General features: G+C 25.9%; 11 protein-coding genes and 1 pseudogene. 3 read left to right on the top strand and 9 right to left on the bottom strand.

Annotated features, from left to right (window positions below; all coding sequences use genetic code 11):
* Positions 1-164: 164 nt before the first annotated feature.
* From L8X38_RS08200 to L8X38_RS08175, 6 genes are all read right to left on the bottom strand, one after another.
* Positions 165-1,076, bottom strand: coding sequence for a type VI secretion system baseplate subunit TssG (locus L8X38_RS08200; protein WP_263661747.1), 912 nt, complete (start codon positions 1,074-1,076; stop codon positions 165-167).
* Positions 1,073-2,800 (bottom strand): type VI secretion system baseplate subunit TssF, encoded by a 1,728-nt coding sequence (gene tssF / locus L8X38_RS08195; RefSeq protein ID WP_263661746.1) that lies wholly within the window; start codon positions 2,798-2,800, stop codon positions 1,073-1,075. Before tssF ends, L8X38_RS08200 begins: the two co-directional genes overlap by 4 nt.
* Position 2,801: 1 nt before the next feature.
* On the bottom strand, positions 2,802-3,194 hold the full coding sequence (locus tag L8X38_RS08190; protein WP_066007556.1) for a GPW/gp25 family protein: 393 nt from the start codon (positions 3,192-3,194) through the stop codon (positions 2,802-2,804).
* Positions 3,195-3,197: 3 nt separating this feature from the next.
* The gene (gene tssC, locus L8X38_RS08185) at positions 3,198-4,652 is read right to left on the bottom strand and encodes a type VI secretion system contractile sheath large subunit (RefSeq protein ID WP_044598842.1); all 1,455 of its coding nucleotides are present in this window, start codon (positions 4,650-4,652) and stop codon (positions 3,198-3,200) included.
* A gap of 12 nt (positions 4,653-4,664) precedes the next feature.
* Entirely contained in the window at positions 4,665-5,150 is a 486-nt protein-coding gene (tssB, locus tag L8X38_RS08180; protein WP_039626294.1) for a type VI secretion system contractile sheath small subunit, read from the bottom strand.
* A 73-nt stretch (positions 5,151-5,223) separates the two neighbouring features.
* The gene (locus tag L8X38_RS08175) at positions 5,224-6,498 is read right to left on the bottom strand and encodes a TssA family type VI secretion system protein (protein WP_263661745.1); all 1,275 of its coding nucleotides are present in this window, start codon (positions 6,496-6,498) and stop codon (positions 5,224-5,226) included.
* A gap of 94 nt (positions 6,499-6,592) precedes the next feature.
* On the opposite strand from L8X38_RS08175, the gene tssJ reads away from it, so the two are divergent.
* From tssJ to icmH, 3 genes are read left to right on the top strand one after another with little or no spacing between them, the layout of a single operon-like run.
* Positions 6,593-7,033: a type VI secretion system lipoprotein TssJ gene (gene tssJ / locus L8X38_RS08170; protein ID WP_147575446.1), complete on the top strand. Its 441-nt coding sequence runs from the start codon at positions 6,593-6,595 to the stop codon at positions 7,031-7,033.
* A gap of 15 nt (positions 7,034-7,048) precedes the next feature.
* A complete protein-coding gene (gene tssK / locus L8X38_RS08165; protein ID WP_044598839.1) occupies positions 7,049-8,449 on the top strand; it encodes a type VI secretion system baseplate subunit TssK in 1,401 nt (466 codons plus the stop codon).
* A gap of 8 nt (positions 8,450-8,457) precedes the next feature.
* Entirely contained in the window at positions 8,458-9,228 is a 771-nt protein-coding gene (gene icmH / locus L8X38_RS08160; protein ID WP_263659965.1) for a type IVB secretion system protein IcmH/DotU, read from the top strand.
* Here icmH and L8X38_RS08155 read toward each other — a convergent pair.
* The 3 genes and pseudogenes from L8X38_RS08155 to L8X38_RS08145 all read right to left on the bottom strand — a co-directional run.
* Positions 9,223-10,275, bottom strand: a complete 1,053-nt coding sequence (locus L8X38_RS08155; protein ID WP_263659966.1) for a hypothetical protein — start codon at positions 10,273-10,275, stop codon at positions 9,223-9,225. The two genes, icmH and L8X38_RS08155, sit on opposite strands and share 6 nt — an antisense overlap.
* 3 nt (positions 10,276-10,278) lie before the next feature.
* A complete protein-coding gene (locus L8X38_RS08150) occupies positions 10,279-11,535 on the bottom strand; it encodes a hypothetical protein (protein WP_263659967.1) in 1,257 nt (418 codons plus the stop codon).
* Positions 11,536-11,734: pseudogene (locus L8X38_RS08145) on the bottom strand (hypothetical protein); the annotation flags it as partial.

Genomic DNA, 11,734 nt, shown 5'->3' with positions numbered 1-11,734 from the left:
AGTTTTGGATTAATATAAGCTTGTTGTTAATTTATGGTTATTTTCATAATATTGGGTATTATTAAAATTTAATAATATCAATAGTTTAAATAATAAAAATTCAGATCTTATGTATTTGATTTTAATATAGATGAATAAATGATATATTTTGATAAATATAAAAATTATTCATGAAGTTTAATATGTATTATTTCGTAATTTTTTATTTTTTTTCCTAAAATTTTACCCCATCCTAATTTGGAGTGAGAGTAATCTCCTAGCTTAAACAGCATTCTTTTATTAAAAATAATTTTAAGATATAAATCAACACAAAATTCATTGTTAGTTAGAAATAATATACTTTCTTTAAGCTCTTTGTATTTTTCTGCGTTTGGAAAGTATTTTAAAGCTTCATCATAGTGTATATCTTTTATATAAATAGCTATTTTATTTTGGTAAGATAGAAATTTTTTTCCTAAGATTAGATTTTTTCCTAAAATATGATTTTTACTTCCTAATTTATTTAATTGTATGTGTCTTATGTAAATTTGATGGGGTATATTTTCTATAATATTTAATTGATTTTGTAAATTAAAAGTGATTTGTAAAATTCTTTCAATATAACTTTTAGGTCTTCTTAAACTTAGTAATAACGGTGCAAAAGGCAGATATCTCTTTGCAATTTTTGTGTCATTGATACCTAACATAGAAAATAGTATTTTAGAAATTCTATCGTTGAAGTTAATATCAAAACTTTTTGGATAATTGTTAAGAGTGGTAATTTCAAAAAAAATCCAAAGAAGATGGTGATTGAAGAAATCAAAAAATAAACTCCATCCATCCCCGCCATCCTCATTCCTAGAGAGCTTGTCTAGTATATAAGAAGGGAGTTGTGATGTATTACCTTGTAGACCCATAAAATTAATCATAATTTCAATGGGAAAATCACTAATATTTTTATTGAATTTTACATATTCGATTTCTTTGTTAGGATGCATTAGGCCATTATTTACCCTTAGAAAAATATCTTCTTTGGGATGATCTTTTAATAATTTTTTAAGAAGTTTATAAAAGGTATAAGAGTTTGCATTGTTCATAATATAGGTTTAATTCCTTTTTTAAAAGGATAGTGTATAGTCACTTTTGAGTTTATGCATTTAATTTTTAATTCACAAAATGAATTAATACTCACAAAGGATGATAAAAATTCTGAAATTATTAATCCTAACTTATAAACTTCACCCAAAGAATAAAATTTAGAATCATCTATACTTATAATACTCATAGTGCCTTTTTTTGTAATATGCTCATCAATTAAGTAGCTTGGTTTTGACCGTATGTCAATTATTGAAGAGGTAAGTAATTGACATACTACTTCAGAAGTTTTATCATCAGGAAAGCTATAGCTTTCTAAAACTTGAAAAAAGGATGTTTTTGTTAAAAGAGTTTGATAACTAAATGACAAAATAGAAACTAATTTCCATAAAAGATCACCATTGGTTTTAACTTGCTTAATCGGCGTTGGAATGGTAATGTTTTTCGTAATAGCATCTTTATAAAAAGGTATAAGATTGATATCGCCTATTTTTAAACGGGTCGGTAAATTTTTATTACAGCATAATACATCCATTGTGATTGTTTCATTTGTATTGTTTGAGGAAAAAAACGATATTTCTTTGAAGTTATCTTGCTTGGAATTTGATTTATTTGTAATGTAGTAAAAATCTTGTATTTTATTTTGCATAAATTCAAAACGTTCAAAATTTTTATAATTTTTTAAAATTCTACTCCCGCTGTCGCTATTATGTGCTTTGACTTGTTTTATTTGAACTATATCATATGCATTTAAATTTGTTCTATCGATAAAAATTCTATATCCATTTTTCGAGTGATTATTGATGATAGGTTCTGCTGTTTTTTCGAAAATATTAATGATTGGTGTTGTCGATAATGAGAATAATTCATTTTTTATAATACAATTTTTAGGAAGTGTTTTATTAAATTTAAAAAAAATGCTAATTAATTTACCTTTACACTCATGTAAAACATCCAAGCCTTGTATTGAGATAAAATTAAATTTTTCAGGCAAAAAAAAGTATTCTCTTAGCAAGGAAAAAGATTCAAATCCTAAGTCATTATAAAATAGGCAACTTTCGTTTGGCTTTAAACCCATAGTTTTAATATTATGGGTATTTATTTTAAATTCTTCTTTTGTGTCATGAGATATGACTTTTATTTCTTCTAAATATTGATGCATATAAAAAAGTAATGTAGATGATGTGTAAACATCATCCCCTAAGTATATACTTAGTTTATCTAAACCTAGATGTTCTATGTTTAAATCTTCTCTACTAACTCTAAGTTGTATATCTAATGTATGATATTGTCTTTCACTTCCTAAAAAAACATTCTCTATATTTAATGGATATAGATATACATCATATACTGTTTTAAATTCACATTCACATTTTTCTATAGATACAGATTTAACTGTACTATTTTTAGGAATAATTAATCTGTTGAGTTTGCTGTTTTCGCTAAATTTGAATTCTTGCATACACATAGAAGGTAGAATGTTGGTGTAATTTGGAGAAAGAATATTAATTAGAGATTCTGCAATATAGGGTATATTTTGATCTAATTCTTGATGAATTTTAGAGGTTAATATTGCTAAATTTTCAATAATTCTTTCTATATCTGGATCTTTACTATCGTAAGATAAAAAAGGGGTTAACTTGGGAAATTTATCTATAAAAATTTTCCGAGCATGATTAAGATAAGCAATCTCCTTTTGATAATAATGTATATCATCTTGTGTCATTTTAGATAACCTCGCAATATCGATTATTTTTAAATATAATTTCAATTGCAAATTCTTTAAAATTATCATTACAAAAAACACATTTTAGTAAAAATGAAAGTTGCCAAGGTTTTAAAGAATCATTATATGTGATAGAATTAATTATAATTCTTTTTTCGTATTTACTTATGAGTTTATGAATTTCTTTTGCCATGTTCAAGCAAAGTTCTGTCGAGCTTAAATTTAGATTTTCCATACTAGATAATCCAAAATCTTCAACACTTAAGCAGTCATCAAGTTTTGCATTAAGCAAAACTTGTATATTATTTTTTATTTCTTGAAATTCATTTTGATAAAAAGGGATATTTTTATATTGCTCATCCAATGAATGAATAATTTTATCCAACAAAGACATTTATTATTCTTTATCCAATTTACCTACTAAAGATAGTTCAAAATTTCCACCCATATATTTAAAGTGAGGACGAACACTCAACCCAATCTTATACCATCCAGGCTCCCCTGGTATATTATCCACTTTTACTTGAGCCCCTCTAAAAGGTCTTCTACTTCTAACCTCTGCTGGTGGATTTTCTTGATCTGAAATATATTGTCTAACCCATTCGTTTAAACCATTTTCAATATCACTTCTTTCCTTCCAGCTTCCAATTTCTTCTCTTTGTAGTACTTTTAGATAATGTGCTAATCTTGAAATTAAAAATACATAAGGCAATTGAGTGCCTAAGCGGTAATTTGTTTCAGCCTCTTTTCCTTCTGGTGTGTTTGGAAATATTTTAGGTTTTAAAGCAGAATTTGCTGAAAAAAATGCTGCATTATTGGTGTCTCTTCTTAGAGTTAAAGTTATAAACCCATTTTCTGCAAGTTCATATTCTCTTCTATCTGTAATCAAAACTTCAGTAGGAATTTTAGCTTTTAAGTTTCCAAAATTTTCATAAAAATAAGTAGGAAGATCTTTTACGCTTCCACCGCTTTTTGGTCCTATGATACTACCGCACCACCTGTATTTAGCAAAACTTTCTGTTAATCTTGTTGCGAAAGCATATGCTGAATTTCCCCATAATAGATGATTGTGAGATGCGTGAACATTTTCTTTGTAATTAAAGCTTTTGATGGGATTTTCTTCACTATCATAAGGCGATCTTGTCAAAAACCTCGTAACCATTAATCCTGTGTATTTAGAATCTTCATTTTCTCTAAAAGTTCTCCATCTTGTGTATTGTGGACCCTCGAGAAGACTTTGTAAATCCTGAATATTAGCTAATTCTGAATAATTTTCTAAACCAAAAAATTTAGGTCCTAAAGAAGTTAAAAATGGAGAATGACTCATTGCTGCTATGCTTGACATTTTATTTAAAAAAGTCATATCTGGACTTGTAGTGCTTAGTTGGTAATCACCAATTATAGCACCAACTGGTTCTCCACCAAATTGTCCATATTCTGAAGAATAAATATTTTTATAAACAACACTTTGGGTGATGTCTGGATTATTTTCGAAATCTTCTAAAACTTCTTCTTTTGTAATATCAAAAAGATTAATTTTAATATTTTCATTAAAATCAGTTCTTTCTACTAAGAAGAAAAGTCCTCTCCAAGTCGATTCTAATTTTTGAAATTCTTCATTATGTAAAATCTCATCCATTTGTTTTGATAATAAATCATCGATATGGGCAATCATTTCATCAAGTGCAAATTTGTTGATTTTATCTTCTATGTTATCGCTTTCAACTATTGCGGAAATAAATTCGGCTACTCCTCTTTTTGCTATACTATAGCTTTCATCATTTCTAGCATATTTGCTTTTTTCCATAATACTTTCAATAATTGGAGTATCAATTACTTTATCTTTTGACATATTATGTTTCCTTTATTCTTCGTTATTTTCTTTTTTGATTTCTAGAAGCAATTGCTCTTTGGTTTTTTCATTTTTTAGAGCATCTAAAACAGCTTTTCTAAAATTTGGAATATTACCCATAGGTCCTTTTAGAGCCATTAATGCTTCTCTAAGGCGCATTAGTTTATTTAACTCTGGCACTTGTTGCACTATATTATCAGGCGAAAAATCTTTCATACTAGATATTTTTAGGTTGATATCTAATTCTTCAGCGCCTCCACCCAAAGTATTTTTAACATTAAATTGGGTTTTGATGTCTAGTTTTTGCATAACTTGATTAAAATTTATTTTGTTGATAGACACAATTTCCCTATCTTCTAAATTTTGTTCATTTTTACCTGTTAAATTAGCCATTATCATAAGTTTTAAAGGTAATTCTATCTCTGCATTTTGCCCGTTTGTTTTTGCCTTGTAGGTTATATTTATGCGTTCTTTTGGTGCACTTGATCCATCAGACATTTTACTTCCTTATTTTTTGAATTAAAATTTATTTTTTAAATTATACATAAAACTAAATAAAGAATAACTAAGTTTATATTTTTTTATTAGTTTTGTTTTTTGCATAATTATACTCATCACTTAAGTAATCCTTTAATAAGGTTTTTTCCATAAGTTCAACTAGTTGTAAGTATATAATTTTTGCATTATTTTTCATATTGTTTGTTTCAAAAACTTGTGCCATGGCTATTAAAGAATTTATATTACAAAATAAAGAATTATTATAATTTTCATTATTTATTTCAATGAGTAATTGCTCTACTTTTTTATTTTTATCGGATGTAGTGAGTGTTTTTTTATTAGTTTCTTGATTTTGTTTTACAAAATAATTAAATGTATCTTCTTTACACATTAATTCGCCGTTGTCAAATCTTAACTTGGTAATATCTTTGAATTTGAGAATAAAATTGCAAGTTAGTAAATTTAAAATTTTCAAGGAGTGTTCTTTTTGATGATGATGTAAAAAATCACAAAATAGTTTAAATCCTTCTATCCAGAAAGGGTTAAGTGAAAGGTTATTGATAAAACATTTTATTTGATCTAACTCATTCGTATTTTTATCTAATAGTAATTTTATTAAATTTCTATCAGGATATCTTACTTTAGTGACAAAATCTGAATGCGGTGGAAGGGTTTTTAATCTTCCCCAAGCTGCTTCTGCAAACAATGAATAAGCATTGGTATTTTCAATGTTATTTTCTAGTAATTCTATTGCTAGATTATTTAATAATGTTCTGTATTCTCTATCACTAAGATTAGATAATTTTGTGTTTTTTATATCGATATTTACTTGTGTCACTGGAGATTTAAGAGGTGATTGTTTAGTTTGAGTTATTTCTTCTTTAATGTTTAATTTTGCAAAATTACAATTTAAAATTTCGCGTAATTTTTCAAAATACTCATTTAAACTTTTAGCTGTGACTTGTGAGCATTTTGGTGAATTTTTATTAAATTCATTAATAAAATTTTCAACAATTTGTTTGTATTTCTTTTTTTGATTTAATAGTATAGAAGATGTTTTACTTATATTTTCAGGTTTTTCTCGAAATAATTTTTCTGTAAAAATTATTATTTCTAAAAATATTTTAAAACACTCTTCGTTATTTAATGCTAAACATGATAAAGAAAAGTAAGCGAAAATTTTCATATCCATCGAGTTGTTTTGTAAAATATCTAATGAGTATTCATATACCTTATCCCATTGTATTTTTTCATGATTTAATGTTTTGTATTTTGTCATCTCTTCTTCAAGTAAATGAAATATCTCTAAGTTTTCTAAATTTTCTTCATAATGATCACAGAAAATCATTTTTTATCTCCTAAGCACTATTGAAAGTTTTTTTAATTATAATAAAAAATAAAATTATAGTGTTATTTATTTAAGTATTTTTTTAAGGATGGGAATGAGAAAAATTTTTGTTATGTTGCTCATGGGGTTGTTTTTAAGTTCTTGCTCTAGTGTTGTAAGTGTAAAGATTGATAATATAAAAAATTCTAATTTAAATAGTAGAAATGATGATGTTCCTTTGACTGTTATTGTGTATCAACTAAAAGATGTAAATAAATTTATAAAGGCTAGTGATTTAGAGCTGATTAATAGAGAGGATGCTATACTCGGTAGAGATAAAATTGACTCGATTAGACTACAAATTGCCCCTAAAGATAATATTATTGCTTTTAAAGTTATAGATGAAGAAGTGCCGTATATTGGTATTTTGGTTTTATTTGCAAATAATACTAAAAAGGTAACAAAAATTTGGGCAAAAACAGATGATGCTAATGGTTTTGGAACTAAAAAAACATTAAAATTTGAAATAACAAAAGATGGTATTAGACATATTTAATCTAAGGAAAATATAATGGCAGATAAGCTAAAAGTAGCTTGGTTTAATGGGCTAAATATTGATAAAATTCATTTTGAGCAACAAGAACGATATTTTGAAAGAAATATTAATCTTAAGACAATTTCAACTTTCAATAATTTATATGGAATAATTGATTTAGAATTTTCCAATGAAATGTTAATGCAAGGAAAAATAGCACTTAAAAGAATTTCTGGAATTGCTAAAGATGGTAGCATTTTTAATGCGCCAGAACAAGATGAGCTTCCAGAGCCTTTGGAAGTTAATTATGATTCTTTGGTAAATTCTATTATTGTTATTAAAATTCCTATGGGTTTATCCTCTATAGCAGATATATCTTTACACAATAATATACCTAATTCAAAATACATTAGTTTAAGAAGTGTTGTAGCTTCAAGAATATATGATGATAATACTAATGATGTTTTTAAACATACTGATTTGGAAGATGAATATGAGAATGATAATATTACTTTCTCTCAAGAAAAAATAAGCATTACTTTAGCTAGTTTAAGATTGAAATTGGGCTTTTTAGGTAGTAAAACTCCAGATGAACTTGAAATTCCTATAGCAAAAATCAAAAATATTGATTTAAATAAAAAAATAGAGTTAGATGAAAGTTTTATACCCACTTGTTTAGATTTAAATAAATCTTCGTATATTAAATCATTTTTAGAAGAAATTTCGCATTCAATTAAACAGCATAAAGAAATACTCACTGAAGTATTTAAGGGTATAGATCAAACTAAAAACACCTTGGATTTTAGTACATATTTATCGCTTAATCTTTTAAAAAAATGGTATTTTATTTTTTCATATATAATCAATAAAGATAAAATACATCCTGAAAATTTATATGAAAAATTAGTTGATTTTCAAGGAGATCTTAGTGCTTTTGGTACTGAAAGCTCCTTTTCTGATTTTATAGTATATAATCATGATGACTTGACTAACACTTTTTTACCACTTACTAATCAACTGAGAGTTTTATTTGCAAAAATAACTTCTCCAAAATATACTATGGCTCAAGTAATTGACAATAACAATGGATTTTATGATTTGTTATTTGACAATCCTACGGTTATTGAAGAGGGTGAATTATTTTTAGCTATTAGTGCTGATGTTAATCATGAGTATTTATTATATAATTTTAAAACTCAAAGTAAAATTCATACTCAAAGTAGGATAAAAAGTATAGTAACAACACAATTACGAGGGATAAACATAGAGCAAATTTCAAATATTCCATCTTCTATACCTTATTTAAATGGTTATATTTATTACAAGTTAGACAAAAAAGATGAGCTGTTTAAATACTTTAAGGGTGAAAATGTTATAAGTTTATATCTAACAACAAATATAAAAAACCCTGATATAAAAATGTGGGCTGTATTTTAAGGAGTAATATGCAAAAAGAATCACATTTTAAAGAAGGATCTTTGCTTTTAGAAAGTGATTTAAAAGGTTTAGAAATCAATAAAGTTGTTGATAATTGCTTGGAAATTCTTTTACTTGTTTATAGATTATCTAAGGTTCATTCTTTGGATACTGCTTATATAGAGAATTTAAAAGAAAAGCTTGTGAATGAAATTTTGGTTTGGAGTTCAAGATTAAGTACTTTTAAAGAGTATGATGAGAAAGATATTATAAAATTAAGATATTGTTTATGTGTATTTATAGATGAAAGTCTAATGAAAAATGATTTATTTATTAATAGCTCTTGGGCAAATCATACTTTAACCGTGAGGTTATTTGATGAGACTCTAGGTGGTGATAATTTTTACGATATAGCGCTTTCTTGGTTGTCTAATCCATCCAAAAACAAGGATTTTTTGGAATTCATATATGTTTGCTTGATTTTAGGATATAGAGGAAAATATTCTCATGAAAAAGATGTTGAGGAAAAAATTATTTATCTTTGTAATAATATAGCATCGGCTTTAACTCCTCTTATAAATTTAACAGATGAGACAGCTTTTGATAAGGCTTATAATGGAGCTAATAGGGAAAAATTTTGGCAGTATTTTCAACGCAGATTTATGAAATTTACGTTAGTTGTTATACCTATTGGATGTATTTTAGGTTTTTTTATTTTTGCAATTTTTGATTTACAAACTCATAATATTAAAATCGATTCTAATATTAGCAGTTTGATTAAGAATATAGAAAAATTATAACTCTTCGTTTGGAATGTTTAATTTTAACTTTTGAAACATAATTTCGTTCCAATGTTTTGGAAGATTACAAATTTTTGGGTAATATTTTTGAAAAAAATAAATAAAAATTTGAGGATTTTCAGCTAGAGAAAAATAAAATTTTCCTTTATTTGAAGATAAAATTTTACCATCATGGTTAATATTAGGGCTATAAAATTTATATCCTTTTATTGGAGGCATTTTTTTAAGGAACTTTGAATTTGGATAGTGTTTGAAAAATTTTAAATAACCTTCGATATAACCCACCCCATATTTTAATGGATTTATATTGGTATAGAAAAAATCAATAAAAGGGATATTAGAATTTTCTCCATAGTAAGGATTTGGTATAAGATTGATTTGTTTTTGATATAATTCTTTATATGTAGTGTAAGCACCGGCATTAAAAAGTAATTCATTTTCATCTTGAAATTTACCAGAAAAATATGGAATTAAAAAGTCATTTAGACTCCAAACTAAATATTCGTAAAAAAGCTCATCGCTAAATGTAATTTTATAATCTTGTTTAGATAGTGTATCAAGTTGATTTAATATATCGTTTTTATGGTTGTTTTTGTCATAGATTAAAGCGGTAATGCCACTATTTTCATAAATTTTATTAAAATAATTTTTAATTAAGTTAATGTTTTTGGAATGTAAATCATCAAAATATGAGTAAATTTGTTCTTTGGATAAGATTATATTGTTATTTTGCCTGAAATATTGCACTTTGTTGTTTGTTATTTCATTAAGCCAAAAATTATTTAATTTTTCAAAATTAATATCAAAATTACTTGCTATAAATTTTGGAAACAAGTTGTTTTTTTCTTCTTGAAATATTACCTTTCCTATATATAAAATAGCGGTTAAATCATTAATTTTTTTATTATATTTACTACTATAGAAATTTGAAATATCGTTTATTCTATCTTCAACACATAAAATATTTGTTTCTATGCCAAGATATATGGTTTTATCTAATCTATTGTTAAAAGCATATTTTTTTAAATCAGGAAGTTTAATTTTCATTCTTTAGCCTAGAAAATCTATTATTTTTTCGACAAATCTTGCATCTCTTTCATTTGGTTGTATTTCGTAAGCATTTTCTTGCCTTTCTTTGTCATCAAATTTATAAAAGCCATCAAATAAAATTTTATAATCATCGCTTATAGAGAATCCATGTGCATAAAACAAATATCCTCTTAAAATACCTTGTCCCGGATAATAATAAGTTTCAACATAAAAATGTCTAATCTCGTGAATCATAGTTTTTATTATTTCTTTTAAATCATGTAGATTATTTTCATTAACACGTATGCGTCTTTTGTAATATTCTCCCCATTCTTCTTCGTCTCCTTGGAAAAAATCTATTTCACCATTTTTTGTTATTAAATTTAAGTCTAATTTTTCACATATAGCGGTTGCAATCTTACTAATTAAATTTTTATAAATTGCTATATCCAATTTTTTACCTTGCATCAATTCATCATATTTTTCTTTCAATGTTTTAGGATTGTTTTTTTCTATAGGGCAATTTAGCAAAACATCTTTACAAGTTTGAAAATAAAAATCTCTATCTCTTTGATAGTCTTTGAAATCATTTTCCACGCTATCTATGAAAGATTGACTACCTAGGTCAAATCTATAGTAAATATAAGCAATTTTTCCTGCTATTTGAGGATTATTTTTACAGAATGAAAAGAAATTTTCTCTCATAATAGTAAAGGTATCACCTATTTTTTTAGATAGACATTCGAAAAATTTAACAGCATCCCAAACACTTTGTATGTGTGATATTTGGTTCCATTCTTGAATATTTTTGGGATAATTTGCAAGATTAACACCATTAGCAACATTATCATCTTCTCCAATACCCACTCTAAAACTCATATCAATGATCACATAAGGATCTTGTAAAGTCGGCATTTCGCCTTCATAAGCAAATACCACAATATAATATTTTTCAAATTTAGTTTCTTTTGTTCTATAAAGAGGAAGAGAAAAGCCAATTTTATTTGTATTTTCTTGTTCAATTAAAGTTGCATTGTAATCATCATTGCACTCTAATTCTCCATCTTCATCAATATCAACTAAAGTACTAAAACTATCAAAACTTTGCAAATAATCATCCGATACAAATAATAATTGCATTTTAGCTTGACTATCACATTCAAAAAAACCCCATTTTCTTTGTATATCGTCGTTATTCTCTAAGAAAAGTTCTATATATGTTCCTGGTGCAAACGGAGCTTTAAGATCGTATATTTCCTTAGAGTTTATGCTATTCATTTATCTATCCTTTATTTCTTTTGCAAATACAATTTTATTGTTTCGTTTTTGGGGGTATTTAACTTCTAATTCGCAAAGCAATTCTTCTTCATTTGTAATATAGCTTAAATGCTTTAATAAATCTTCAAACAATACTCCATTAACTATTCCTATACTACCATTGCTACCAAATTCTCCCTTTTCATTAATGTTATAAAGA

The organism is Campylobacter sp. CNRCH_2014_2452 (genome assembly GCF_025772865.1).
GTDB classification, from domain to species: Bacteria; Campylobacterota; Campylobacteria; order Campylobacterales; family Campylobacteraceae; genus Campylobacter_D; species Campylobacter_D lari_D.
The sequence above is the reverse complement of the archived record's forward strand: the minus strand, read 5'-3'. Positions and strand labels throughout refer to the sequence as shown.

What these genes read in the sequence shown, in the direction of transcription:
- L8X38_RS08200 (WP_263661747.1), bottom strand. Translation starts at nt 1,076, where the DNA reads ATGAACAATGCAAACTCTTATACCTTTTATAAACTTCTTAAAAAATTA.
- tssF (WP_263661746.1), bottom strand. Translation starts at nt 2,800, where the DNA reads ATGACACAAGATGATATACATTATTATCAAAAGGAGATTGCTTATCTT.
- L8X38_RS08190 (WP_066007556.1), bottom strand. Translation starts at nt 3,194, where the DNA reads ATGTCTTTGTTGGATAAAATTATTCATTCATTGGATGAGCAATATAAA.
- tssC (WP_044598842.1), bottom strand. Translation starts at nt 4,652, where the DNA reads ATGTCAAAAGATAAAGTAATTGATACTCCAATTATTGAAAGTATTATG.
- tssB (WP_039626294.1), bottom strand. Translation starts at nt 5,150, where the DNA reads ATGTCTGATGGATCAAGTGCACCAAAAGAACGCATAAATATAACCTAC.
- L8X38_RS08175 (WP_263661745.1), bottom strand. Translation starts at nt 6,498, where the DNA reads ATGATTTTCTGTGATCATTATGAAGAAAATTTAGAAAACTTAGAGATA.
- tssJ (WP_147575446.1), top strand. Translation starts at nt 6,593, where the DNA reads ATGAGAAAAATTTTTGTTATGTTGCTCATGGGGTTGTTTTTAAGTTCT.
- tssK (WP_044598839.1), top strand. Translation starts at nt 7,049, where the DNA reads ATGGCAGATAAGCTAAAAGTAGCTTGGTTTAATGGGCTAAATATTGAT.
- icmH (WP_263659965.1), top strand. Translation starts at nt 8,458, where the DNA reads ATGCAAAAAGAATCACATTTTAAAGAAGGATCTTTGCTTTTAGAAAGT.
- L8X38_RS08155 (WP_263659966.1), bottom strand. Translation starts at nt 10,275, where the DNA reads ATGAAAATTAAACTTCCTGATTTAAAAAAATATGCTTTTAACAATAGA.
- L8X38_RS08150 (WP_263659967.1), bottom strand. Translation starts at nt 11,535, where the DNA reads ATGAATAGCATAAACTCTAAGGAAATATACGATCTTAAAGCTCCGTTT.